This is a genomic window from Flavobacterium psychrotolerans (assembly GCF_003097635.1).
Taxonomy (GTDB): Bacteria; Bacteroidota; Bacteroidia; order Flavobacteriales; family Flavobacteriaceae; genus Flavobacterium; species Flavobacterium psychrotolerans.
The window spans coordinates 80,379-105,178 of the sequence record NZ_QCZI01000007.1 but is presented as its reverse complement, the minus strand read 5'-3'; the positions used below and the strand labels follow the sequence as shown (position 1 = coordinate 105,178).

The following is a 24,800-nucleotide window of genomic DNA, read 5'->3' as shown; positions in this document are numbered from 1 at the left end:
GATATAAAAAGAGAAATAATGACCGAGAATACAGCCTTAGATTTACGAAGCGAAGAAGTACAAGAAATCCTTACACGAGTACCACATTGGATGATTCGTTGGGGAACGATTGTTGTTTTTTGTATTATCTTGATGTTGCTTTTTACATCATGGTTTATTGAATACCCCGATGTTGTCACAACTGAAATTACAATTACCACCAATATTCCTCCCGGAAAATTAATTGCAAAAACATCAGGTAGGATTGAAGCTGTTTTAGTAACCGATAAAAAAATAATCAAAAAAAATACGCCTCTTGCCGTTATTGAAAATGCGGCCAATTATCAGGATGTGTTTTTATTAAAAAACATTGTAGATACTATAAATATTGATAAAAGTAAATTCCCTTTTGACTTATTAAAATCGACTCAACTTGGCGAAGTGGAAAGTGCTTTTGCGGTATTTCAAAAAGAAAGTATTGCAGACGAATTGAATGCAAAATTGCAACCCTATCAAGTAGAAGGTACAGCGCAAAACTATGAAGCTATGCAACTTAAAGAACGATTGAGTTTATTAGAATCCCAAAAAAGCATTAATCAAAATGAATTGGTTTTAGAAAAAAGTGACTTAAATAGATATGATGGATTATTCAACAAAGGAATAATAGCTACACAGGAACTCGAAAAACACAAACTTACTTATCTTCAAGTTGATAGAAATTATAAGAGTTTGTTAAGTACTATTTCGCAATTGAAATCGTCATTGAACGAACTTAATAAAAATAGTAAAACCACTCAGATTAATGAAAGTAAGGAGAATGTGAACTTGGAACGCAATGTAATTCAAGCCTTTTACCAATTAAAAAAAACTATTAAAGATTGGGAATTAAATTATGTTTTGCGTTCCTCAATTGATGGGAAAGTTACTTTTTTGCAAATTTGGACAGCAAACCAAACCGTAAATGCTGGTGACAATGTATTTGCCATTATTCCAACAAATGAAAATGGATATATTGGAAAAGTAAAAGCTCCTGCACAGAATTCGGGTAAAATAAAAGTGGGTCAAACGGTTAATATTCGATTGGCAAATTATCCGGATAGCCAATTTGGAATACTGAAAGGAAAAGTGAAAGCAATCTCACTAACTCCTGATAAAGACGGTAATTTGTTATTGAATGTTTCATTGCCAAAAGGATTGGAAACTTCATATAAAAAACAGATCACTTTTCAGCAAGAAATGTCTGGTACTGCCGATATTGTTACCGAAGATTTACGATTGATAGAGCGATTGTTATATCAGTTTCGGGATATTTTTACAAGATAGAACCTAAATCAAAATATCGCTTTCCAAATCTGATTTTTCAATCTCGAAATCAAAACCCAATCGTTTTACCAATTCTATCACCAAATTTTTATACCAGTTTTCTGATTTGGGATGAATGTAAATTTTTTCAATGATTTGGTTGATGTCCACGTCAATTTTCAATCCATTGTCAATGGTTAGGTTATGGGAAGTCACATCGGAGATGATCCGAATCTCTCGTTCGTACTGGAAACTTTTCCGCTTGAACAAAAACGGAAAAAAAGTATTATCAAACGGAATGTATTCCTTTTTGTAATCAATATAATTGACTTCCCCAATGTATTGTTCGTAGTGAATTTCAGGAACCAAAGCTTTCTGCAATCTTCCCAAAGTCGATTGGATGGCCAAACCTTCGCTTTTCTGGGTAAAAATTTGCCACATCGCGAAGGATTCATATTCATTAATGTGCCAACTGCTAATAACCACATTTTTACGGTGGGTTTTGTAATAATCTAAAAAGTCAGGATTGTTGGTGGAAAGTTTCTTGATTTCCTCATACGTGGGCTCACTAAAAGTACCTTCATATTGATCCTCAAACTTGTCCGATCTGGACATAAACAATTTTCTGTACAACAACAAATCGACAAATTTGGACAAGTCTAGATATTTCCAAACGATAGTGTTTGGGTCTTCTGGTTGATTGATGTTGTTGTCGTTAATATACATTTAGCCTATTCTTTAGGATATTTATTCGAGTATTGTCCCAAATAAAAGCCCGTTAAAATCCAGATAATCAATAATCTTGCTGACCAATAAGATACTTTTTCTTCACCAATAAAATAATTTAAGCTTAATATTATTCCTCCAGATAGTATAATAAATAGGATTGCAAAATAACGTTGTGTCATAAATTATTTATTTTTTATTCAAATGACTGCATCGAAACCAATTTGTTATACGTTCCATTTAAAGCAATTAATGTTTCATGATTGCCTTGTTCCACGATTTTGCCTTTTTGCATGACTACAATCACATCTGCTTTTTGAATAGTCGAAAGTCGGTGGGCGATAACAATCGAGGTTCTGTTCTGCATCATGTTTTCAAGCGCAATTTGAACCAGTTTTTCGCTTTCAGTATCCAAGGCCGACGTGGCTTCGTCCAAAATCATGATGGGTGGATTTTTTAAAACCGCACGCGCTATACTTAAGCGTTGTTTTTGTCCGCCAGATAATTTGTTTCCGCTGTCGCCAATGTTGGTGTAAATCCCGTCTGGTAAATCTTGGACAAATTCATAAGCATTGGCAATTTTCAAGGCCTCAATAATTTCTGCATCGGAGGCGTCTAGTTTTCCTAAGGAAATGTTGGCTTTTATGGTGTCATTAAACAAGATGCTGTCTTGTGTTACCAATCCCATCAATCCACGCAGCGATTTTAAGTTTAAATCTTTAATACCGATTCCGTCAATAGAAATTTCTCCGTCATTAACATCATAAAAGCGAGTGAGCAAATTGGCAATGGTACTTTTTCCACTACCGGATTGGCCAACAAGAGCAACGGTTTGTCCTTTCTTAACATCCAAAGAGAAATCCTTTAAAACCGTTTCTTTTTCATATTTGAAATTGATGTTCCGAATGGTGATTTTGTCGTTGAAAACATCTTTCTTTATCGCATTAACTTTACTGGTAATAGGGTTTTCTTGTTCTAAAATTTCCAAAACCCGTTCTGCAGCAGCATTCCCTCTTTTGATGCTGTATGATGCTTTTGAAATTGATTTTGCAGGTGTCAAAATGTTATAAGCTAATCCCATGTAGGCAATAAAAGAGGCGCCATTGAGTGACTTTTCAATCAAAACCATATGTCCGCCATACCAAAGTAAAATGGCAATAACCATAATCCCCATAAATTCACTTACGGGAGAAGCCAAATTTTGACGGTTTCCAATGTTATTGGATAAATCGAAAAAGCGCTGAGTAGATTCTTGAAAAATTCTGTTGAAATAATTTTCAGAATTGTATCCTTTTACCACCTTCAAGCCACCTAAAGTTTCTTCAATAGTGGATAAAAAGGTACCTTGTTCCTGTTGTGCTCGGGTAGATTGTTTTTTTAATTGTTTCCCAATCAGGGAAATCACATAGCCCGAAAGCGGAATGAAAATGAATACAAAAATCGTAAGTTTTGTGCTGATGGCAAACATCATAATGATGGTGAAAACAATCGTCAAGGGCTCTTTAACCACCATTTCGAGAATGGATAAGAAAGAAGATTGAACTTCGCTGACATCGCCTGCAATTCTGGAAATGGTGTCGCCTTTTCTTTTTTCAGAGAAAAAGGACAGTGGCAAATCGATGGTTTTTTTGTACATCGCATTTCGCATATCCCTCAAAATCCCGTTCCGCAAAAAAGTGATAAAAAACAAGGCAAAATAGTCGCATAAATTCTTGAGCAAAAAAATGGAAATAATAACAAAAACCATGATGGACAATGTGTATCCAACCCCATAATTGTCCGTTGAAGTGGTGATGAAATAGCTTAAATAATTTTCAAAAAAACCTTTCACATGAACAATTCCATGCCAAACAGGCATGGAGGTGTTTCTTTTAGTTTGGTCAAATAGCACTTGCATCATGGGGATTAACGCCATGAAGGAAAGTGTGCTGAACAAAGCATATAAAATATTAAAAAAAATATTTAGATAAGCATACTTTTTATAAGGTAATATAAAAGGAAATATTTTTTTGAAATTGTTCATTAAATGATTTTTAAATCCAGCAAAATGTTTTTGATTTTCGCGTCTAAATTTGCTTCCACTTCGGGTGCATTTTCAACTGAATCCAATTTGGCATTTACGCTAACATAAAACTTGATTTTTGGTTCTGTTCCGCTTGGTCGTGCCGCAATTTTAGCGCCATCTTCCGTATAATAAATCAACACATCCGATTTTGGCACATTCATTGTCTCTTCTTCTCCTGTTAATAAATTTTTAGCAACAGAAATTTTGTAATCTTCTAACATAATTACTCTTTGATCATTGATTTCTTTTACGGGATTGGTACGCATTTCAACCATCATTTTATTGATTTCGGACAGTCCTTCAATTCCTTTTTTTGTTAATGAAACTAAATGTTCCTTGTAAAAACCGAAATCGACATATAATTTTAGTAATTCTTTGTATACGGAACTTCCTTTGGCTTTTGCCTGAGCTGCAATTTCGCACATTAGTAAAGTAGCTGCAACAGCGTCTTTATCACGAACGGCATCGCCTACCATGAATCCAAAACTTTCTTCGCCACCACCAATGAATTTTAGCTCCGGAAAATCCTTAATCATTTTGGCAATCCATTTAAAACCAGTTAACCCAATTTTGCATTCCACGTTATAAGCGGTTGCTAGTTCCATCATCATTGGTGTGGAAACGATGGTGGAGCCAATAAATTGTTTTCCGTCTATTTTTCCTGCTTTTTTCCATTGTTCCAATAAAAAGGCAGTCATCATCACCATAGTTTGATTTCCGTTCAGTAATATCATTTTGTCGTCATTATTTCTAACGGCAACGCCTAATCTGTCACAATCAGGATCGGTTCCTACAACAATGTCGGCACCTAATTTTTCTGCTAGGGATAAAGCCATAGTCAATGCCTCCGGCTCTTCCGGATTTGGAGATTTCACTGTAGGGAAATCACCGTTTGGTTCCGCTTGTTCAGGGACAATATTTACATTAGTGTACCCTGCTTTCGCTAAAGTTTGTGGCACTGCTTTTATGGAAGTCCCGTGCAATGAAGTAAATACAATTTTTAGATTTTCTTTTGCGGTAGCAGCAGTGTCAAAACTGGCGTTTGCTATCGAAGATTTTATAAAAGCGTCATCGATTTCGGTGTCAATAAATTGTATTAAATCTTCATTTGCCTGAAATTTAATTTCGTCGTATTTTAAATTTTCAATAACATTAATAATTTCAGCATCTTGAGGCGGAACAAGTTGTCCACCATCTTCCCAATATACTTTATATCCATTATATTCGGGTGGATTGTGTGAAGCAGTAAGCACAATTCCGGCTTGACAACCTAAATATTTCAAAGCAAAACTCAATTCAGGAGTTGGACGCATATCAGAGAATAAGTACACTTTTATACCATTCGCCGAAAAAACATCAGCAACCACTTTTGCTAATGATTGACTATTATGGCGACAGTCAAATGCAATTGCGACTTTTAATTCTCTACCGGGAAAAACCTGGTGCATGTAATTTGAAAGACCCTGCGTGTTTTTTCCTAAGGTATATTTGTTAATTCGATTGGTTCCAGGTCCCATCACACCGCGCATTCCCCCAGTACCGAATTCCAGATTTTTATAAAAACTTTCTTCTAATTCCTTTGGGGAAGAAGTCATCATTTTTTTAATGGACTCTTGCGTTTCAGTATCAAATACTGGAGTTAGCCATTCATTTACTGCAGTTAAAATGTTTTGTTCTATCTTCATGTTTTTTCTTTTTTTGTAGCTTTTCCAGCTGTTCGCTGTATCTTTTCCTTTTTAAAGAAAAAAGAAAAAGGATGCCGCTTCCATCAGGGCTAGTTGCTACGATGTTATTATTTTAATTGTTTAAATTTACTTCATTAGAAATTTTGTACCGTTCCTCATTATTTTTTGTTCTTAAAATGATTTCACCTAGAAATCCGGCCAAAAACAATTGCGTTCCAATAACCATAGTGGCAAGCGAAATGTAAAACCAAGGATTGTTGGTCACTAAATCATAGGGTAAACCGTGGTATAACTTATAGAGTTTCATAAACCCAATAAATCCCGCCGAAAGAAATCCAATGATAAACATTATTGATCCCAAAGCACCAAACAAGTGCATGGGTCTTTTTCCAAATCTGGAAAGGAACCAAATGGTAATTAAATCTAAAAAACCGTTTACAAAACGATCCATTCCAAATTTAGTTTCACCATATTTTCGAGCCTGGTGTTTTACTACTTTTTCGCCAATTTTTCCAAAACCGGAATTTTTCGCTAAAACCGGAATGTAACGGTGCATTTCTCCAGAAACTTCTATGTTTTTTACTACCGCATTCTTATAGGCTTTCAACCCGCAATTGAAATCATTAAGCTGTACTCCCGAAGTTTTTCTTGCTGCCCAATTGAATAATTTGGAAGGTAAGTTTTTTGCAAAAACCGAATCGTATCGTTTCTTTTTCCAACCTGAAACCAAATCGAAATTTTGATTGATAATCATGGTGTACAAATCCGGAATTTCTTCTGGGTTGTCCTGTAAGTCGGCATCCATCGTAATCACGACATCGCCCAGCGCTTTTGCAAAACCAGCGTGCAATGCCTGTGATTTTCCAAAATTTCTCAGAAATCGAATGCCTTTTACATTTAGGTTTTCAGCAGACAGTTGCTCGATTATTGACCAAGAACTATCGGTACTTCCGTCATCAATAAAGATCACTTCGTAGCTGTAGTTATTGGCTTTCATCACGGCAACAATCCATTTATGGAGTTCCTGTAAGGATTCTTCTTCGTTAAGAAGCGGAATTATAATGGATAAATTCATTAATTAAATACTTTGAGGTCGGTCTCTTTTAATGATTAAAGAGATAATTAAACCTATTATGCTATAAACAATCAAATTAAACGCAAAACCTTTTACTTGTCCCATGGTTCCAAAAGGGTCTGATTTTTGCATTTCTTCAATCATTTTGTTGATGTCGGCAGCTTTAGTTCCAAATTTTTCCATCATAGTAACCGAATATTTGATGATGTTTTCCGTGATAATAGTCTTGGCTTCGGGATCGATAAGATTAAAAAGTAGAATGCTAAATGCGGTAGAAATAAAAAAGCCCAGCGCTACCGTTATAAAATAACTTGAAAAGGTTTCTTTATAAGTAATAAATCCTCCGATACTTTTTTTGTATTTCATTGCTGCAAATGCACCGAACCCTGTAATGATGATTACGTTTACAATACCTATCCATGAACTTGTAAATAAACTGATGTCTATAGCATAAATCAGCGTGGTCATAACTACCAAAAACACTCCCAAAAACAAACCGAAATTCAATGAATTTTTTCTCAAGGCTACCATAAAACAGATGTTGTTTAAAATTAATCTACAAATATAACAATTCCCATTATTATGCGGTCAAAAAACCTTTTAGATATTCACGAAAAAAAAACAAGTAAAGATTTGATTATTGAAAAATAATTGTAAATTTGCACACTCAAAATAATAAAGTAAAAACAAAAAATTATAATGTGTTTATACCTTTTCTGTTAAAAGAAAAGCTTCAAAACAAGTTATAATCAATCAAATAAAAAGATTCACAAGATGAAAAAAGGAGTTCACCCAGAAAATTACAGATTAGTTGCTTTTAAAGACATGTCAAATGAAGATGTTTTTATCACTAAATCTACTGCAGATACTAGAGAAACAATTACAGTTGACGGTGTTGAATACCCAGTTGTAAAAATGGAAATTTCCAGAACTTCTCATCCTTTTTATACTGGTAAATCTAAACTTATTGATACAGCAGGTCGTATTGATAAATTTAAAACCAAATACGCTAAACACGCTAAATAATATTTATCGATTTTTAAATAGCATTAAGCCTCGCAATTTGCGAGGCTTTTTTATTTTATATTGATTATTTTATTCTTTAACTTCGTAACTTTGATACCTGTATAAAGTACTGGCGATGCAATGCATCGTCTCTAACAATAAATATTATGAACTATATCCTTTTTGACGGAACGGTTAGAACTGCATTACTCCCTTTTACTTTCACGCGTCCAGTAGCAGACATTCGCATCGGGATTTTAACTATTCGTGAAAAATGGGAAAGACATTTAGGGTCTACTACCACAACATTAACGGAAGAATATTTGTCCGAAAAATATCCAATGGTCGAAATGGAAGAAAACGTAATGATTAATGCTTCCTTTTTACCCAATGAGATTTTGTCAGAAATGGTTTCTAATCTTGAGCCCAATCAAGCTATTTTCAAAGGGGATGAGGTCATTGCTTTTTTTACGCAAGAATCTCAGGAAGAAGTCGATTTTAACGAGTATGAAATTATTGAATACAATGAGGACTGTCTTTTTGTTGCCAATCCTTGGGATATATTTGCCAAAAATGATGCTGCAATCCGAGAAGATTTTGAACTTTTAACGGAAGACCGGAAATCACAACCCATTCCTAAAAGTGTCAACGTGATTTCTCCTGAAAATATTTTTATTGAAGAAGGGGCAAAACTGGAATTTGTTACTTTAAATGCATCCACTGGGCCTATCTATATTGGAAAAAACTCCGAAATCATGGAAGGTTCCGTAATTCGTGGGCCATTTGCCTTATGTGAAGAAGCCCAAGTAAAACTAGCTACCAAAGTATATGGCGCCACTACGGTTGGGCCGCATTGCCGCATTGGAGGAGAAGTAAATAATTCAGTCCTTTTTGGATATTCGAACAAAGGGCATGACGGATTTTTAGGAAATTCGGTTTTGGGGGAATGGTGCAATATTGGAGCAGACAGCAACAATTCAAACCTAAAGAACAATTATGAAGAAGTGAAGTTGTGGAGTTATGAAACCGAAGGTTTCAAGAAAACAGGACTTCAGTTTTGCGGATTAATGATGGGGGACCATAGTAAATGCGGTATAAATACGATGTTCAACACAGGAACCGTAGTGGGAGTGAGTACCAATATTTTTGGTAGCGGATTCCCTCGTAATTTCATCCCGAGTTTCTCTTGGGGTGGCGCATCTGGTTTTACCACTTATATTACCAAAAAAGCGTTTGAAACCGCAAGAATTGTAATGTCACGCCGTCACGTCGATTTTGACGAAAAAGAAGCTCGGATTTTAGAATACGTTTTTGAGGAAACTAAAAAGTGGAGAAAAGAGTAAATAATTAGAAAATTAATTTTCACAGCTTTTCCTTCAAATATTTACCAGTAATTGAGTCTTGGTTTTTGATGATTTCTTCAGGAGTTCCAATAGCAAGAATTTGACCGCCGTTTTCTCCGCCTTCTGGGCCAATATCAATAATCCAATCGGCGCATTTTATCAAATCCAGGTTGTGTTCTATCACGATAATGGAATGTCCTTTATCAATTAAGGCATCAAAAGAAGTCAATAGTTTTTTGATGTCGTGAAAATGCAATCCCGTTGTGGGTTCGTCAAATACAAATAACGCTTTTTCTTTCGTGCTTCCTTTTACCAGAAACGAAGCCAATTTGATACGTTGGGCTTCACCGCCGGAAAGCGTAGAAGACGATTGCCCCAATTGTACATAACCCAAGCCAACATCTTGTAAAGGTTGCAGTTTTTGTGAGATTTTGGTTTGCTTTGTTTCTGTAAAAAAAGTAACCGCATCATCAATAGTCATGGTCAAAATATCGTCAATATTCTTGCCTTCAAAATAGATTTCGAGCACTTCCTTTTTAAAACGTTTTCCGTTGCAGGTATCGCAAGGCAAGGAGACATCGGCCATAAAAACCATTTCTACATTGATGGAACCTTCGCCTTTGCAGGTTTCACAACGCCCGCCATCGACATTAAAAGAGAAATGTTTGGGCTGATAGCCTCTAATTTTAGCTAGCTTTTCCTTGGCATACAAATCCCGAATGTCATCATAAGCTTTAATATAAGTTACAGGATTAGAACGGGAACTTCTTCCAATTGGGTTTTGATCAACGTATTCGATATGTTGGATTTTGTGGTAATAGCCACGCATCTCCGTGAATTGTCCTGCTTTTTCACCAACTCCATCTAATTTTTTTTGCATGGCCGGAAACAGGATTTTCTTGACCAAGGTGCTTTTTCCGCTTCCCGAAACTCCTGTAATTACGGTCAGCACTTCCAAAGGAAATTTGACATCCACATTTTGCAAATTGTTCTCTCGAGCACCAATAATTTCGATGTACGTTCCCCATTTTCGTCTGATTCGAGGCACTTCAATTTTTAAATCGCCATTCAAATATTTTGAAGTTAAAGAAGTCGATTTCAAGATTTCAGCAAATGTTCCTTGCGCAACCAATTCGCCACCATGAGTTCCCGCTTCAGGACCAATATCTATAATCATGTCGGCGGCTTTCATGATATCCTCATCGTGTTCTACCACAATTACGGTATTGCCCAAATCGCGAAGTGAAAGCAAGACTTTTATCAAGCGTTCGGTATCTTTTGGGTGTAAGCCTATGCTGGGTTCATCCAGAATGTACATGGATCCTACCAAACTGCTTCCTAACGAAGTTGCCAAATTGATGCGTTGGGATTCTCCACCGGAAAGCGTCGCTGAATTTCTGTTTAAGGTCAAATAATCCAACCCGACTTCCACTAAAAAGCGTAAACGGTTGTTGATTTCTATGAGAAGACGTTTGGCTACTTTTTGGTCAAAATCATTCAGTTGCAATCCGTCAAAAAATGAAACCAGTTTTTTGATGGGTAAATCCACCAAATCAGAAACGGTTTTTCCGTCAATTTTTACATAAGAAGCCTCAATTCGTAAGCGCTTGCCTTTGCAGGAATAGCATTTGGTTTTTCCCCGATAACGCGAAAGCATAACCCGATTTTGAATTTTGTAATTTTTCTCTTCCAGTTCCTTGAAGAAATCATTCAGTCCCATAAAATAGCTGTTTCCATTCCAGAGAATTTCTTTTTGCTCTTCCGTAAATTGATAGTAGGGCTTATGGATAGGAAAATCAAATTTGTAGGCGTTGTTTATCAATTCGTCGCGATACCAACTCATGCTATCTCCGCGCCACGCATAAATGGCATTTTCATATATGGACAATGCGGTGTTTGGAATCACTAATTCTTCATCAATCCCAATGATATTGCCATAACCCTCGCAAACGGGACAAGCTCCATACGGATTATTGAAACTGAAAAGGTGCACATTCGGTTCCAAAAATGTAATGCTATCGAGTTCAAAATTATTGCTGAATGTAAATCGTTTGTCCGAATTTAATTCTTGCAAGTAGCAAATTCCCTTTCCTTCAAAAAATGCGGTCTGTACGGCATCAGACAATCGATTGTAAAATTCATCCTCTTCTTTTACTACGATTCTGTCAATGATGAGTACTATGTCTTTGTTGTCTAATGAATGTTGGTCTATTTCATCTAAACGCACCATCTCATTATTTACTAGTATACGAGCAAATCCTTGCTGGAGTAACACTTTTAGTTTGTCTTCCAGTTTTCTGCCCTCTTCCAGATGAATAGGGGACAGGAGCAACCATTTGCTTTCCAATTCAAATGATTTTACGGCATTGATGACGTCGGTAACGGTATTTTTCTTGACTTCATGGCCAGAAATTGGCGAATAGGTTTTGCCGATTCTCGCAAAAAGTAATTTTAAATAATCGTAGATTTCTGTGGATGTTCCAACGGTGGAACGGGCATTGGTCGTATTTACTTTTTGTTCAATGGCAATAGCAGGTGCAATCCCTTTGATGTATTCTACTTTTGGTTTGTCTAATCGTCCAAGAAATTGTCGGGCATAAGAAGACAAACTCTCTACATATCTTCGTTGTCCTTCAGCATATAAAGTGTCAAAAGCCAAACTCGATTTTCCGGAACCTGAAAGTCCGGTAATAACCACTAATTTGTTTCTAGGAATAGCTACATCGAGATTTTTCAAGTTGTGAACTTGAGCGCCTTTAATGATAATGTTTTTTTTGGGGTCGAGTGTTGTAATGTCCTTTGTAAGCATAGGTAAAAAGAGAATATTCGCAAAGATAATTAATTATAAAGTGATAAAGTAATACTGTAAAACTAATTATTTGGTACAACAGAAAAAGGAGATATTCTGCTTTGAATTCTGCAACTATTGAAGGATTTAACAATCAAAATTAATTACAAAAATGTTGCTTAACTTAATATGCAGTTTTTATTTGCATATCCTACGTAAGGTCAGTAAATGTAAGCTTTTTTATTTTTTTATTGTGTATCAACTGTTAATTTTAAAGTTAATGTTTGCTTAATGAAATTTTTTTATGCTATATTTGGTTATTATTTAATTCAACTTTAACATTCGCCTATAATAAAAACTACTTTTTAGAGAGACTTCTCGAAATTTTTTTAATGAAAAATTAAAAGGTAATTTTATGGTTAACGTACAAATTCCAGATGCATTATTAGTTAAAAATTATATGGCTGGCGACGAAAGCGCTTTGTCAACATTAATTAATAGGCACCAATCAAAAATTTTCGGCTTCATCTATTCTAAAATTTCGGATCGGGATATTTCGGACGATATTTTTCAGGATACTTTTATAAAAGTCATTAAAACCTTAAAATCTAATTCCTATAACGAAGAAGGTAAGTTTTTACCTTGGGTGATGCGAATTGCCCATAATTTGATCATTGACCATTTTAGGAGAAATAAAAAGATGCCTCTATTTAGAGAAACGGAGGAGTTTTCTATCTTTTCTATCATGACCGATCATTCCATGACCATTGAGAACCAAATGATTTCCGATCAAGTCGAAAAAGATTTAAGGAAAATTATTGAAGAGTTACCAGACGATCAAAAAGAAGTATTAGTGATGCGCATTTATCAAGACTTAAGTTTTAAAGAAATATCAGAATTGACGGGAGTCAGTATCAATACAGCTTTAGGTAGAATGCGTTATGCTTTAATGAATTTGAGAAAAGTAATTGATAAACATCAAATTATTTTAACGAATTAACAATATTTGATACAATGTCACGTTGTAGTAGTAACAAATTTATAAACTACAATATGGCAAAAATTTACTCTAAAAAAACATTAGTTACAAAAACTATGAAACCTAAAAAAGAAACTATTTCTTTTTTACTAAATTATTCAAAAGCATTGCGCTTTATTAAAGTGGGTAAGATGAATATAGAAACGATAGCTAATTAAAAAAAACATCCCGGTAATTACCGGGATATTTTTTTATTATAGGTTTCCAGAACTGTTTTTCTTCCTATCGTTTTGGTAATAATGTCTTTTTCTAAATCCCAACCTCTTGCGGGCGAATATTCCCGTCCGTACCAAATAATTTGCAAATGCAGTTCATTCCAAAGGGCTTCTGGAAATATCCTTTTCGCATCTTTTTCAGTTTGAATTACATTTTTTCCATTTGTCAAATTCCATCGATACATCAATCGGTGAATGTGGGTATCAACAGGAAACGCGGGAACGCCAAATGCCTGAGACATGACAACACTTGCTGTTTTATGGCCTACGGCAGGCAATTCCTCTAAACCTTCATAACTTTGGGGTACTTTTCCGTCGTATTTTTCAATGATAATTTTCGATAAACCGTGAATGCCTTTAGACTTCATTGGTGATAAACCACAAGGGCGAATGATTTCCTTAATTTCCTCAACGCTCATTTTAACCATATCAAACGGGTTGTCTGCTTTTGCAAAAAGCAGGGGAGTAATTTTATTCACCCGAACATCCGTACATTGTGCTGACAACAAAACCGCAATCAACAACGTATAGGGATCTTTATGATCCAGAGGAATAGGAATGGTGGGGTACAATTCTTTTAACGTATTTATAACAAATGTTACACGTTCTCGTTTGGTCATTTTAGTTTAATTTTGAACTGTAAAATAAGGTAATTTTAGTGGCAATTGCAAAAAATCAATAGTAAAGACAAATATGATAAATTTAAAAATCTAAATAATGACAACACTAAAAAAAGGAGACAAAGCACCTGATTTTTCAGGACTGGATCAAGACGGAAATTCACATTCGTTATCAGACTATAAAGGGAAAAAACTAGTGGTTTTCTTTTATCCAAAAGCCAATACGCCTGGTTGTACGGCTGAAGCTTGTGATTTACGCGATAATTATGAACGCTTCCAAGCAAATAATTATGCGCTTCTCGGCGTAAGTGCCGACAATGCAAAATCACAATCCAATTTCAAAAACAAATACGAATTCCCTTTCCCATTATTAGCTGATGAAGATAAATCGGTCATTCAATCCTTTGGAGTTTGGGGGCCAAAAAAATTCATGGGTAAAGAATACGACGGCATTCACCGAACAACTTTTGTAATTGATGAAAACGGAATTATTGAAAATGTAATTTCAGACGTAAAAACTAAAGCGCACGCAGCACAGATATTGGACTAAAATTTCAGATAAAAATAAGAGCTAAGAGGAAAGACTATTCGTGACATCTTTCCTCTTAGCTCTTTTTTCTCTTTTTCTACAATCTTCCTTACTTCATATTCTCTAAAACCTTATTTGGATCGTACCCAAAAAGGCGATCTTTTTTTATCAATTCGGCTATTCCTTCAGGCAACATCTTTTCCCATCCCGGCTTTCCATGACTAATCATTTTGAGTACTTCGCGTGAGAATACTTCCAGATTGTCTGGGTTATAGTCAACTATATCAACCACTTTTCCGTTAAATTTAAAGAATTTAAATAACTCTTTCATTCGTGGATGCACTTTTAGGTTTTCAGAAGTAATAATATTGCCGTTTTCGTCAATCATTGGATACAAGAAAACTTTCAAATCCCGGTAGAATAATTTTCCAAATGCTTCAAGGATTCCACCACTCAAATGGCGGTAATATTTTTCGTCAAAAATATCGACTAAATTACTTACACCCATCGCCAATCCCATTCGAGCTTTGGTATAATTAGAGAAGTATTCTACCACTTTATAGTATTCCTGAAAATTAGAAATCATAACCGTTTGGCCTAATGCACAAAGCAATTCTGCCCGATCCATAAAATCTCTTTCATCAATTTCACCTTCAGAACGAAGATTAGATAACGTGATTTCAAAAACTACCAAAGTGTTGTCTTTTTGTACTTTGCTTTCTGCTAAAAACATTTTTAGGGAGCGTTCATACATGTCCATATTTACACTGGTAACCGGACGAAAACTTCCTCTTAAAGCCAAAATGTTTTTTTTGTAAAGAATGGTTGCTGGAAGAATATTTTTTCCTTCGGGATTAAACATTACCGCATCGGTCATGCCATTTTTCACCAATTGTAAACTCATTAAACGATTGTCTACATGGGCAAAACGTGGACCCGAGAAATTAATGGTGTCTATCTCTAATTGGTCTTTGTCGAGATGGTCGTATAGATAACGCAACAATTTTTTTGGATCTTCATATTTATAATAAGCCCCATAAATTAAATTCACTCCTAATATCCCTAAAGTTTCCTGCTGTAATTTAGCATCGGTTTCCTTAAATCGAATATGAATAATGATGTCGTTAAAATCCTCATCGGGTTCAATTTGATACCGAATCCCAACCCAGCCATGGCCTTTAAATTGTTTTGCAAAATCGATAGTGGCAACGGTATTGGCATAGCAAAAAAACATTTTGTTGGGATGCTTGTCCCTGCTCAAACGTTTTTCAATCAAGGTGCTTTCAAGGGAAAGCATTTTTTTTAGACGACTTTCGGTTACATAACGACCATCTTCTTCAATCCCATATATTGCGTCACTGAAATCTTTATCGTAAGCCGACATCGCTTTTGCAATGGTTCCAGAAGAACCTCCAGATCTAAAAAAATGTCTTACCGTTTCTTGTCCTGCACCAATTTCAGCAAAAGTCCCATAGATATTATCGTTCAAGTTAATTCGAAGCGCTTTATCTTTTATAGAAGGAACCTGTTCGATGACCTTGTCGCCTTTTAGTTTTATTTCTTTATCCATTTCTTTGCTTTTCCTAAAAAATACATTACAAAGTTAATTAAATAAGGGCTTTAAGAAATGAGAATTAATGCTATTTTTGTAAAAAAAATAACATAGTTGAAAGTATATTTTTTAGGGACAGGAACATCTCAAGGAATTCCAGTTATTGGGAGTCACCATTCTGTTTGCAAAAGCCAAGACCTAAGAGATAAAAGACTAAGGGTTTCTGTTTGGGTTTCTTGGGGAAATCATTCTTTTGTGATTGATTGCGGACCGGATTTTAGACAGCAAATGTTAGCATCGAATTGTCAAAAAGTGGACGGAATTCTCTATACACACGAGCATTCCGATCATACGGCTGGATTGGACGATATCCGACCTTTTTATTTCAAACAAGGCGAAATTCCAATTTATGCCCACCAAAGAGTGATTGATAATCTTAGAAGGCGGTTTGATTATATTTTTGAAACCGTAAATAAATATCCGGGTGCACCAAGTGTAGTGCCTATTGAAGTAGTCAATGATTTGCCTTTTGCAATTGGAAATAAAAAGGCAATTCCAATCAATGCTTATCACGGAAGTCTTCAAATTTTTGGTTACAGGATTGATGATTTTGCTTATTTGACAGATGTCAAAACGATTGATCAAACCGAAATCGATAAGTTGCGAGGATTGAAAGTCTTGGTGGTAAATGCACTTCGGGAAGAACATCATAATACTCATTTTAATTTGGTAGAAGCGTTAGATTTTATTGCTTTAATCCAACCAGAAAAAGCATATTTAACCCATATTAGCCATATTTTTGGATTCCATGAGGACATTCAAAAAAAATTACCCAAAAATGTTTTTGTAGCCTACGATAATTTAGAAATTAATATTTAAAAAATGAAAAAGTCATTATTCCTTTACCTCTTAATTTTAGCTGTTTTAATGAACGTTTTTACATACATGTATTACAGTAAACGTGCGACTTTTGAGGAAACACAATTCAAGAAAACGAATACGAAGTTTAAAGATAGCATCAACTCCATAACAGCAAAATTGGCTGATGCTAACTATTTTTCGTTAGAAAATAATGAGAATGCTCAAAATTACTTTGATTCTGAAAATTCAAAAAAAACAATTGCCTACGAAAAATTGATTCCGTATGTGAAAGAGAAATTGATGGATTTAAATGACAATCTAAAAGGAAATCCCTACACAGGACAAGATCAAATAGGGGAGCAAAAATTCATCATCAACAAAATTAAAATCCTGAATCACCGATGGATTATTGCTGATTACAGCGATGGCGTTTATTGGGGAGAGGTTTTAATTAAGTATTTTATAAACGATGACGAAACGGTTTCCTTTGAAACTTTTCAGTCGTTATTATACCAGAAATAATAAATAAGGGTTCTGAAATTTCAGAACCCTTACTTTTATTTTTCTAACCAATTCTTAAAATCATAGAAGTTTTGTGGTGAAATGCCGTGTCCAATAGGGTATTCTTTATATACAGTTTCAATACCCAATTTATCTAAAATAGGTTTTGATTTTCTAGCCCATTCTACCGGAATTACTTGGTCTACGGTGCCGTGAGAAGCAAATATTTTCAGGTTCGATAGATTGTTTTTTAGGTAATCGTCAGTCAAAATATCTAAATTCAAATATCCGCTCATGGCAACCAATCGTTGAGCTTTTTCAGGGTATGATAAGGCTACGGCATAACTCAAAATGGCTCCTTGGCTGAAACCAATTAATGAAATTTTGTTGGTGTCAATTGGGTAATTGGCCACCAATTCGTCAATAAAAGTGGCAATAAAATCTCGGGAAGTTCTTGCCTGATTATTATCGGAAAATTTGTTTTCATCGGCATCAAAATTGATCGCATACCAAGCATAACTGCCGTATTGTAAAGTATAAGGTGCTCTTACTGAAATCACGTAATATTCGCTCGGCAATTCATTGGCAAACGAAAATAAGTCTTCTTCATTACTTCCGTAACCATGGAGTAAAAGCAATAACGGATTTTTATCTAGTTTTATTTTCGGTTCTCTAACGAGGTGATGTAGGGATAAATTCATGCTAAATTTAGGATATACTTTTAAATGCTTTTTGGAATAATTCGCCCAATAAAGGCAATGGTTTTGTCTCTCCTTTTATGGCGCTAAAAATACCGTAAGTCCACAAAACGGAAACAAAAATCCACATCGTGATGGAAATCATCGCACTGTCAAAATTGCTGATAATAAGTCCAAGTGAGATGAATGTAATTGACAATCCCAAGGCTTGACGAATATGAAATGAAGCAAAAGGACTTTTGTTTTCTGAATTCATAGACATCGCAATCAATACGCCAACTATTAAGATATAACTGGTTATGGCTGCCGTTTTTCCTTCTTCAATTGAATTGTTCATTTTTGTTTATGCTAAAATTAATTTTCCTTTGTTAAAAATTCCATAGGCTTTCCCTTTTACTTTTCTTCCTAGGAAAGCAGCATTTTTAGATTTTGACAGGATATTTTCTTTTTCAAAAGTCCAATTTGCATCGGGATTAAATAGCGTTAGATTGGCGATTTCCCCTTCATCTATAATAAAATACTCGATGTTAAATCTCGATTTTCCTTTTGTCAGTTTTTCAATAATGGTACCTAATGGTAAAACAGTATTCAAGGCTCCAAAGGCACTTTCTAAACCAATTGTTCCGTTTTTAGCCAAATCAAATTCCATTTTTTTATGTTCAATATCAATGGGATTATGGTCGGAAGTAATCATATCAATAGTTCCATCAATTACACCTTCAATTAATGCTATTCTATCATTTTCTGTTCTCAACGGCGGAGCTACTTTGAAACGGGTGTCAAATTCCTCTAAGGTTTCATCCGTAAGCACCAAATGGTGAACCGATACGCTACAGGTAACATCCAATCCTTTAGCTTTAGCTTCTTTTATAAGTTGTACCGATTTTGCTGAAGAAATCGTAGGGATATGCAATTTTCCTCCTGTATATTCTAATAAAAACAAGTTTCTTGCTACTTGCAATTCTTCTGCTAGAGCAGGAATTCCTTTCAATCCCAATCGGGTAGAAACAATGCCTTCATTGGCAACTCCATTTCCTTTTATGGCAGTATCTTCAGAAAAAGCAACTACTAAACCATCAAAATCTTGGGTATATTGTAAGGCAATTTTAAGCAAATTCGGATTGTCTAAATTTTTGTTATAGTCACCAAAAGCAACTGCTCCGGCATTTTTCATGTCAAACAATTCGGCCATATCGGTGCCTGAACTTTCTTTAGTTAAAGCGCCGATAGGAAATAATTGTGTCGCAAAATCTTTCGCCTTCGATTTTACAAAATTAATTTGCGACTGATTATCGATAATCGGGTAGGAGTTGGGTTGTAAGGCAATGGCTGTAAACCCGCTTTTTGAAGCTACATTCAAACCATTGGCTATCGTTTCTCGGTCTTCAAAACCAGGCTCTCCAAGAGAAACGCTTGAGTCAAACCATCCTTGAGAAACATGTAGATTTTCTAGTTTTACTTCTTCAAAATTGGCTGTATTTGAAAGTGAAGAACCAATTTTGGTAATGATTCCACTTTCAATCTGCAAATCGACAATTTGATTGTGAAATGGACTTTTTGGGTCAATAATTTTAGCAGCTCTAATAATTAGCTTCATTTTACAAATTTTTGAATGAATAGTTCCGTGACTAAAAATAATAAGGTCAAAATAACGAACCATTTCCATATTTCAGTATTGGAACGGTCGGTTTGTAAGGTGTCGAAAGTGGTCTCTACAGAATTCATAATTTTATAATCAGATAATAAATTTTCATTCGCTGCAGCCAAATCACTTTCGGTTCTGTTATAATTAAAACTGATATTTTTTAGTAATTCGTCTTTTTTGTATACCCCATAATTCCCGGCTTGTTGCGGATAATCATTACAGGTAATTTTGACTTTATTATTCAGAATTTGTTGTATCGGAATAAATTTTTCGTCTTTGTTTTTTACGTTTACAATTTCGTCTTTAGCCAATAAAGCATCAATCAAAAGCGGATTTTTTTCTCCAATGACTAAAGCTGAAACGCCAGTTTTTGTTGTGCTTTGAGCCATATTGTAAAAGGTTGGTACAATTAGCGGAGAATTCTGAAAATTGGAATTTGTTTTATTGATGGCTCCTGTAAAAACATAAACCGAAGACAATGGATTGGATAATGCCGTTAGGAAAACGCTTTGATCTTCATAGCTTAAAACAGCAGGATTAGAACTACTAATCGCAAACGAAGATTTGGTTTTTGGATACTGAAAATTAGCCACTTGTTTTTCGAAAACACTGTGATATAAAGGATTGTTAAAGGCTATTTTAGTAACTGATTTTTCTACTTTTTGATTTGATTTAAATTGAATATTTCCAAAATTAGACAAGAAACCATTTATGTTTAAAAGGGTACTTTCTTCTGAAGGAATAACTACCAGATTACCTCCTTTTTCTACAAATGATTTTAAGGTTGTTTGTAAGGCTTGCGGAATTTCTTTCAGTTCATTTAGCACAATGGCGTCTTGTTTTTCCAATAAATTATAGTCTAAAACGCCTAAATTATAATTGCTGTAATTAAATTCGTCTTTGGTATAAATTCGGGTTAAGAAAGTGCTTTTTTCGGTTTCACCAATGCTTAAAACATTGATTTTTTCGGGTTTTGAAATGCTGAAAAATAAAGTATTATCATATTCTAAACCATTATCAGTAATTGAAACATAACCATGAAAATCTTCTTTTGGAATTGTAAAACGAATCGTTTTTTGCTTGGATTCGACTGTGATTAAAGTCTTGGCAATGAGTTTTTCTTTGTTATATAAAGCTATCGGAATGGCCGCGAAATCTTTACCATAACTCGATAAATTGATGCCAATTTCATAAAAATTATCTAAGGTTTGATTGATGAAAACACTATCAACAGCGACATTATTTTTTTGTTCCGCTTTTGGAATGATGAAAAGAGTATTGAAATTTTTATCGATACTTTTTAGTTGTTTCGGTTCTAGACCCACAGCATCAGAAATCACAATTACATCCTTGTTAAAGGCAGATTTATGGGATTTTATTTTTGCCATGGCACTTTCTAACTGAAAAGGCAACGGACTGTATTTTAGGTTTTGTAAAGTAGTCCGAATGGATTTGATATCGGTATTCCAGTAGGTTTCAGAATTAGTAATCAACGAAAAATTCTGACTTTCGGGTGTATGTTCCAGTAAATCTTCGACAGCTCTTTTCAACAATTCGCCTTTTTGTCCTTTGGCTTGCATGCTGAACGAATTGTCTAAAACAATATACATTTCATTCGTGCTATTATTGCTGTCTTTGGCTTTAAAAAAAGGTTGGGCAAAGGCCAATACGATACAGGCTAAAATCAGTAACCGTGTCGCTAACAACAACCATTTTTTGATTTTGGAACTTTTACGGGTTTGAATTGAAAGTTCTTTTAAGAGCTTCACATTAGTGAAATATTCTTTTTTGAAACGACGCAATTGAAATAAATGAACCAGAATTGGAATTATCAACAAAAAAAGGAAGTAGAGAATTTCTGGGTGTTTAAATTGCATTCTGAATCAAGTTTACTTCACGAGACCATATTTAAAGCGGAGTTCAGTGAATTGAATTTGTCAAAAATACTACTTTTTATTATTTTGTTTGTGCAATTTTGAAGAATAAAAATAAAATAAATGACATTCTAGGAATAATTCAAAAGGATGGATTTTAATATGTAATATTTGAATTGCTTAAACTAGGCGGATTGCCTATTAAAAACCTATTTTTGCGATTCATCTAAAAGCTTAAAATGAAAATGTATCCTTTGGTTCTATTGGCCGTTTTGTTCTCTTTTCAATCTCGTGCCCAACAAAATAATTTCAATTTAATTGTTGGGACTTACACCAATTCTTGCGAAAGCAAAGGAATTTATGTCTACGATTTCAACGCTCAAACTGCCGATTTTAAATTGAAATCCACTTCCGAAAAAGTGATTAATCCAAGTTATTTGACGGTTTCTGCAGATAATAAACAGGTTTATAGCGTTAACGAAAATGGCGCCCAAAGTGGTGTGAGTGCTTTCGCTTTTAATTCTAAAAGTGGCTCGTTGCAATTGATAAACCAGCAAAGTTCTAAAGGAGCCGATCCGTGTTATATCATCAATGATTCTAAAAACGTGATTGTTGCGACTTATTCTGGTGGAAGCATTTCGGTTTTTGGCAAAAATAAAAACGGAAGTTTATCCGATTTCAAGCAAGTGATTCGGCATCACGGGAAAAGCGTCAACGCTCAACGGCAAGAAAGTCCTCACGTTCATATGGTGCAATTTACGCCCGACAAAAAGTTTGTTTTGGCTAATGATTTGGGAACCGATAAGATTTATGTGTACCAATACAACCCGAATGCAAAGGCTAAAATCTTAGAAATTAAAGACAGTGTTGCTGTTAAATCGGGAAGTGGACCGAGGCATTTGACTTTTAGTCGCAATGGGAAATTTACCTATTTGTTGCAGGAATTGGATGGGTCTCTAACCGTTTTTAGTTACAAGAACGGAGGGCTAAAAATGGTTCAGGAAACCCAAGTTGTTTCGGTTGATTTTAAAGGAGACATTGGGGCAGCAGATATTCATGTTTCACCAAATGGCAAATTTTTATATGCCACCAATCGTGGCACGGCGAATACCATTTCATGTTTTGAAATTCTAAAAAATGGTCATTTGAAATCAATAGAAACAATAGCCACTTTAGGAAAAGGCCCAAGAAATTTCACGATTGACCCAACAGGTAAATTTCTTTTGGTGGCACATCAATACTCCAATGATGTGGTGGTTTTCCATATCAATGCAGTCACGGGAAAATTGACCGATACGGGCAAGCGAATCGAGTTGTGTGCTCCGGTTTGTTTGGTTTTTGGGAAATAGGGGTCAGAAGGCCATATTCAGTAAATAGGATTGTTGAAGAGCAAGCGATACATTTCAAAACAAGGAGCACCTACTAAAACCATAGGAGCACCTACTAAAATCATAGGAGGACCTACCAAAACTGTAGGAGCTCCTATTAAAAGTAATAGGAACACCTACCAAAATCATAGGAACACCTACTAAAACCATAGGAGCACCTACCAAAACTGTAGGAGCTCCTATTAAAAATATAGGAAGGTCAATGAGTTTATCCTTGTCGAGTTTTTTAAGTTCTTTTTTTAAATCAGTTAATCCCGTATTTTGTTAGTTGTTCCTGAATTATTTAGTATTGCTTCGAGGTCGGGAGACCATCGAAGAGCGAGCTACACACTTCGGATAGCTGCGGTCGGGAGACCATCGAAGAGCAAGCTACATACTTCGGATAACGGGTTAAGGTCAATTATGTTGATATCCGCAGCCTATTGCAAAATTTGAGTTGAAAGACAAGGTTTAAAAAACTATTCTAAAAAAGACACCCCCTGTAATGCGTAGGGAGTGTATGCTCTCTCCGTTAGATAATTACGGACAACCACTTGTTGTGCCGTAATTTATATTGCCATTAGTACCACCATTATTGCCCGAAACTGTCCTTACCGCCTCATTACTAATTGTAGTTATACCACATCCATTTGTGATATTACCATAATTAATGCAGTTTTTTACTGAGCTTTCACGTCCCATTATTCCTCCTGTATAATCGCTATATGCATTCGAACAACCAAAATTGTCGTGTGGTGGCTCATCACCATTTACATTTGCATAATTTTTACAATTTTCTATGTAACCACCCCATCCTACAAATGCCCCAGTCATACTATTATGCCCATATGTTGAAATAGCTGTAATACTACCTGAACGAATTATTAAATTTTTTAATGAACCAACGCTGGCAAAAAGCCCTGTTAAGTACGATCTATTGCTATACGTGTGAGAGCCATTAGCATCTGTATATGTACACTGATTCGTAAAGAAAATAGTCGCCGTGCTTATTTTTAAATTACTGATTTCATGATTTTGTCCGTCAAAATTTAACGCAGTACCTATAGTTCCGATAGGTGTCCATTCTAAATTCATAAAATCAAGGTTTGTTTCTAATTTGTAACTGTTATTCAATGCAGTATTGATAAGTTGAAATTCTGCATAACTACCAATAGGTATTACACCGTTTATCGGAATGCGAAATTGTAGTTGCCTGTTGTGGTAGTTTAGGTTAATGGTCTCGCCTTGTTTACGCCCAAGTAAAATATAATCCTCATTTTCAGGTTGTATGCCTGCAATAATTTTATCACCCTGAAGAGGAAGTTTCATTGTACCACTCTGAAAATTTCCTGTGGCGGTAGAGCCATCGGTAAAAGTTACAAATGCTGTACCTGTGTAGGTGCTGTTTTGTAGATTTATAGTGGTAACACTACTACCCCCACCGTTGTTATTTTCATTTTTTGTAGAATTATCGTCTTTACTACAAGAAGTAATTCCTACAATTAAAGTTAGGGCGAGAGCCACAATTTTTAAATTTTTAATAGTCATAATTTGTTCAGTTTGTTTCCTACTCGTTTGGCTTTTCGGTTACGCCCCGTTTTTGAAATGGGTTCTGGTCTCCATTTTTAGGACAATGTCTGTTAAACTTGCCCATAACTCGTTTATAGTGATGACTGCCATCATAATATACCCAAAATAGGGTGGATAGGTATGTTAAATGTCATCCTTTTCCATTTGCTAATGTATAAAAAAACAACTACAAATCTTCATTGAGTAAATTTGAAACAAACCCAATAAAAAAGCGCTCCTTTTAGGGAACGCTTCGTATTGCTTATGATAATTATTGGGAGGAATCTATTTCTTATCCTTCCGTTTCTTGTCTCTGGTTTTTAGCATATTTCGGTTCACGGAACCATGCGTTTTCTTCTTGG

22 protein-coding genes are annotated in these 24,800 nt (G+C 35.1%); 9 read left to right on the top strand and 13 right to left on the bottom strand.

Going from position 1 to position 24,800, the window contains the following annotated elements; genetic code table 11:
* Nucleotides 1–18 precede the first annotated feature (18 nt).
* Nucleotides 19–1,302, top strand: coding sequence for an HlyD family secretion protein (locus tag DB895_RS07375; protein ID WP_116724719.1), 1,284 nt, complete (start codon nucleotides 19–21; stop codon nucleotides 1,300–1,302).
* A gap of 3 nt (nucleotides 1,303–1,305) precedes the next feature.
* Here the strand turns inward: DB895_RS07375 and DB895_RS07370 are convergent, their stop codons facing one another.
* From DB895_RS07370 to DB895_RS07350, 5 genes are all read right to left on the bottom strand, one after another.
* On the bottom strand, nucleotides 1,306–2,007 hold the full coding sequence (locus tag DB895_RS07370; protein WP_116724718.1) for a hypothetical protein: 702 nt from the start codon (nucleotides 2,005–2,007) through the stop codon (nucleotides 1,306–1,308).
* Nucleotides 2,008–2,203: 196 nt separating this feature from the next.
* Nucleotides 2,204–4,030, bottom strand: coding sequence for an ABC transporter ATP-binding protein (locus DB895_RS07365; protein ID WP_116724717.1), 1,827 nt, complete (start codon nucleotides 4,028–4,030; stop codon nucleotides 2,204–2,206).
* Nucleotides 4,030–5,757 (bottom strand): phospho-sugar mutase, encoded by a 1,728-nt coding sequence (locus DB895_RS07360; RefSeq protein WP_116724716.1) that lies wholly within the window; start codon nucleotides 5,755–5,757, stop codon nucleotides 4,030–4,032. Before DB895_RS07360 ends, DB895_RS07365 begins: the two co-directional genes overlap by 1 nt.
* A gap of 112 nt (nucleotides 5,758–5,869) precedes the next feature.
* Entirely contained in the window at nucleotides 5,870–6,832 is a 963-nt protein-coding gene (locus DB895_RS07355; RefSeq protein ID WP_116724715.1) for a glycosyltransferase family 2 protein, read from the bottom strand.
* Nucleotides 6,833–6,835: 3 nt separating this feature from the next.
* Nucleotides 6,836–7,363, bottom strand: a complete 528-nt coding sequence (locus DB895_RS07350) for a DUF4199 domain-containing protein (RefSeq protein WP_116724714.1) — start codon at nucleotides 7,361–7,363, stop codon at nucleotides 6,836–6,838.
* A gap of 243 nt (nucleotides 7,364–7,606) precedes the next feature.
* On the opposite strand from DB895_RS07350, the gene DB895_RS07345 reads away from it, so the two are divergent.
* Both DB895_RS07345 and DB895_RS07340 read left to right on the top strand, forming a co-directional pair.
* Nucleotides 7,607–7,858, top strand: a complete 252-nt coding sequence (locus DB895_RS07345; protein ID WP_116724713.1) for a type B 50S ribosomal protein L31 — start codon at nucleotides 7,607–7,609, stop codon at nucleotides 7,856–7,858.
* A gap of 146 nt (nucleotides 7,859–8,004) precedes the next feature.
* Complete coding sequence (locus DB895_RS07340; RefSeq protein WP_116724712.1) at nucleotides 8,005–9,180, top strand: GlmU family protein; 1,176 nt, start codon at nucleotides 8,005–8,007, stop codon at nucleotides 9,178–9,180.
* 19 nt (nucleotides 9,181–9,199) lie between these two features.
* Here the strand turns inward: DB895_RS07340 and uvrA are convergent, their stop codons facing one another.
* The gene (gene uvrA / locus DB895_RS07335; protein ID WP_116724711.1) at nucleotides 9,200–11,989 is read right to left on the bottom strand and encodes an excinuclease ABC subunit UvrA; all 2,790 of its coding nucleotides are present in this window, start codon (nucleotides 11,987–11,989) and stop codon (nucleotides 9,200–9,202) included.
* 394 nt (nucleotides 11,990–12,383) lie between these two features.
* On the opposite strand from uvrA, the gene DB895_RS07330 reads away from it, so the two are divergent.
* On the top strand, nucleotides 12,384–12,968 hold the full coding sequence (locus DB895_RS07330; RefSeq protein ID WP_116724710.1) for an RNA polymerase sigma factor: 585 nt from the start codon (nucleotides 12,384–12,386) through the stop codon (nucleotides 12,966–12,968).
* 53 nt (nucleotides 12,969–13,021) lie between these two features.
* Nucleotides 13,022–13,165 (top strand): hypothetical protein, encoded by a 144-nt coding sequence (locus tag DB895_RS14260; RefSeq protein ID WP_166426944.1) that lies wholly within the window; start codon nucleotides 13,022–13,024, stop codon nucleotides 13,163–13,165.
* Between the two features lie 17 nt (nucleotides 13,166–13,182).
* On the opposite strand, the gene DB895_RS07325 is transcribed toward DB895_RS14260, so the two are convergent.
* Nucleotides 13,183–13,842 carry an endonuclease III domain-containing protein gene (locus DB895_RS07325; protein WP_116724709.1) on the bottom strand — a complete coding sequence of 220 codons (660 nt, stop codon included), beginning with the start codon at nucleotides 13,840–13,842 and terminating at the stop codon, nucleotides 13,183–13,185.
* Between the two features lie 97 nt (nucleotides 13,843–13,939).
* On the opposite strand from DB895_RS07325, the gene bcp reads away from it, so the two are divergent.
* Nucleotides 13,940–14,392 (top strand): thioredoxin-dependent thiol peroxidase, encoded by a 453-nt coding sequence (gene bcp, locus DB895_RS07320; protein ID WP_116724708.1) that lies wholly within the window; start codon nucleotides 13,940–13,942, stop codon nucleotides 14,390–14,392.
* Between the two features lie 88 nt (nucleotides 14,393–14,480).
* Here bcp and DB895_RS07315 read toward each other — a convergent pair whose 3' ends face one another.
* Complete coding sequence (locus tag DB895_RS07315) at nucleotides 14,481–15,941, bottom strand: TonB-dependent receptor (protein ID WP_116724707.1); 1,461 nt, start codon at nucleotides 15,939–15,941, stop codon at nucleotides 14,481–14,483.
* A gap of 96 nt (nucleotides 15,942–16,037) precedes the next feature.
* On the opposite strand from DB895_RS07315, the gene DB895_RS07310 reads away from it, so the two are divergent.
* Nucleotides 16,038–16,802, top strand: coding sequence for an MBL fold metallo-hydrolase (locus DB895_RS07310; RefSeq protein WP_116724706.1), 765 nt, complete (start codon nucleotides 16,038–16,040; stop codon nucleotides 16,800–16,802).
* Nucleotides 16,803–16,805: 3 nt separating this feature from the next.
* Entirely contained in the window at nucleotides 16,806–17,306 is a 501-nt protein-coding gene (locus tag DB895_RS07305) for a hypothetical protein (protein ID WP_116724705.1), read from the top strand.
* 35 nt (nucleotides 17,307–17,341) lie between these two features.
* Here DB895_RS07305 and DB895_RS07300 read toward each other — a convergent pair whose 3' ends face one another.
* Genes DB895_RS07300 through DB895_RS07285 form a run of 4 tightly spaced genes read right to left on the bottom strand, consistent with a single transcriptional unit; the run spans nucleotide 17,342 to nucleotide 21,505 of the window.
* Complete coding sequence (locus DB895_RS07300; RefSeq protein ID WP_116724704.1) at nucleotides 17,342–17,986, bottom strand: alpha/beta hydrolase; 645 nt, start codon at nucleotides 17,984–17,986, stop codon at nucleotides 17,342–17,344.
* 7 nt (nucleotides 17,987–17,993) lie between these two features.
* Nucleotides 17,994–18,320, bottom strand: coding sequence for a hypothetical protein (locus DB895_RS07295; RefSeq protein ID WP_116724703.1), 327 nt, complete (start codon nucleotides 18,318–18,320; stop codon nucleotides 17,994–17,996).
* A 6-nt stretch (nucleotides 18,321–18,326) separates the two neighbouring features.
* Nucleotides 18,327–19,580, bottom strand: coding sequence for a dihydroorotase (locus tag DB895_RS07290; RefSeq protein ID WP_116724762.1), 1,254 nt, complete (start codon nucleotides 19,578–19,580; stop codon nucleotides 18,327–18,329).
* Nucleotides 19,577–21,505 carry a vWA domain-containing protein gene (locus tag DB895_RS07285; RefSeq protein ID WP_116724702.1) on the bottom strand — a complete coding sequence of 643 codons (1,929 nt, stop codon included), beginning with the start codon at nucleotides 21,503–21,505 and terminating at the stop codon, nucleotides 19,577–19,579. The genes DB895_RS07290 and DB895_RS07285 overlap by 4 nt, the downstream gene beginning before the upstream one ends.
* A 236-nt stretch (nucleotides 21,506–21,741) precedes the next feature.
* On the opposite strand from DB895_RS07285, the gene DB895_RS07280 reads away from it, so the two are divergent.
* The gene (locus tag DB895_RS07280; protein WP_116724701.1) at nucleotides 21,742–22,851 is read left to right on the top strand and encodes a lactonase family protein; all 1,110 of its coding nucleotides are present in this window, start codon (nucleotides 21,742–21,744) and stop codon (nucleotides 22,849–22,851) included.
* Nucleotides 22,852–23,409: 558 nt separating this feature from the next.
* Here DB895_RS07280 and DB895_RS07275 read toward each other — a convergent pair.
* Nucleotides 23,410–24,393 (bottom strand): hypothetical protein, encoded by a 984-nt coding sequence (locus DB895_RS07275; protein ID WP_133242656.1) that lies wholly within the window; start codon nucleotides 24,391–24,393, stop codon nucleotides 23,410–23,412.
* Between the last annotated feature and the right edge of the window lie 407 nt (nucleotides 24,394–24,800).

Coding starts and splice junctions, on each gene's coding strand:
- DB895_RS07330 (WP_116724710.1), top strand. CDS start 12,384: ATGGTTAACGTACAAATTCCAGATGCATTATTAGTTAAAAATTATATG.
- DB895_RS07350 (WP_116724714.1), bottom strand. CDS start 7,363: ATGGTAGCCTTGAGAAAAAATTCATTGAATTTCGGTTTGTTTTTGGGA.
- DB895_RS07345 (WP_116724713.1), top strand. CDS start 7,607: ATGAAAAAAGGAGTTCACCCAGAAAATTACAGATTAGTTGCTTTTAAA.
- bcp (WP_116724708.1), top strand. CDS start 13,940: ATGACAACACTAAAAAAAGGAGACAAAGCACCTGATTTTTCAGGACTG.
- DB895_RS07360 (WP_116724716.1), bottom strand. CDS start 5,757: ATGAAGATAGAACAAAACATTTTAACTGCAGTAAATGAATGGCTAACT.
- DB895_RS07315 (WP_116724707.1), bottom strand. CDS start 15,941: ATGGATAAAGAAATAAAACTAAAAGGCGACAAGGTCATCGAACAGGTT.
- DB895_RS07305 (WP_116724705.1), top strand. CDS start 16,806: ATGAAAAAGTCATTATTCCTTTACCTCTTAATTTTAGCTGTTTTAATG.
- DB895_RS14260 (WP_166426944.1), top strand. CDS start 13,022: ATGGCAAAAATTTACTCTAAAAAAACATTAGTTACAAAAACTATGAAA.
- DB895_RS07325 (WP_116724709.1), bottom strand. CDS start 13,842: ATGACCAAACGAGAACGTGTAACATTTGTTATAAATACGTTAAAAGAA.
- DB895_RS07375 (WP_116724719.1), top strand. CDS start 19: ATGACCGAGAATACAGCCTTAGATTTACGAAGCGAAGAAGTACAAGAA.
- DB895_RS07370 (WP_116724718.1), bottom strand. CDS start 2,007: ATGTATATTAACGACAACAACATCAATCAACCAGAAGACCCAAACACT.
- uvrA (WP_116724711.1), bottom strand. CDS start 11,989: ATGCTTACAAAGGACATTACAACACTCGACCCCAAAAAAAACATTATC.
- DB895_RS07340 (WP_116724712.1), top strand. CDS start 8,005: ATGAACTATATCCTTTTTGACGGAACGGTTAGAACTGCATTACTCCCT.
- DB895_RS07300 (WP_116724704.1), bottom strand. CDS start 17,986: ATGAATTTATCCCTACATCACCTCGTTAGAGAACCGAAAATAAAACTA.
- DB895_RS07290 (WP_116724762.1), bottom strand. CDS start 19,580: ATGAAGCTAATTATTAGAGCTGCTAAAATTATTGACCCAAAAAGTCCA.
- DB895_RS07365 (WP_116724717.1), bottom strand. CDS start 4,030: ATGAACAATTTCAAAAAAATATTTCCTTTTATATTACCTTATAAAAAG.
- DB895_RS07295 (WP_116724703.1), bottom strand. CDS start 18,320: ATGAACAATTCAATTGAAGAAGGAAAAACGGCAGCCATAACCAGTTAT.
- DB895_RS07285 (WP_116724702.1), bottom strand. CDS start 21,505: ATGCAATTTAAACACCCAGAAATTCTCTACTTCCTTTTTTTGTTGATA.
- DB895_RS07355 (WP_116724715.1), bottom strand. CDS start 6,832: ATGAATTTATCCATTATAATTCCGCTTCTTAACGAAGAAGAATCCTTA.
- DB895_RS07280 (WP_116724701.1), top strand. CDS start 21,742: ATGAAAATGTATCCTTTGGTTCTATTGGCCGTTTTGTTCTCTTTTCAA.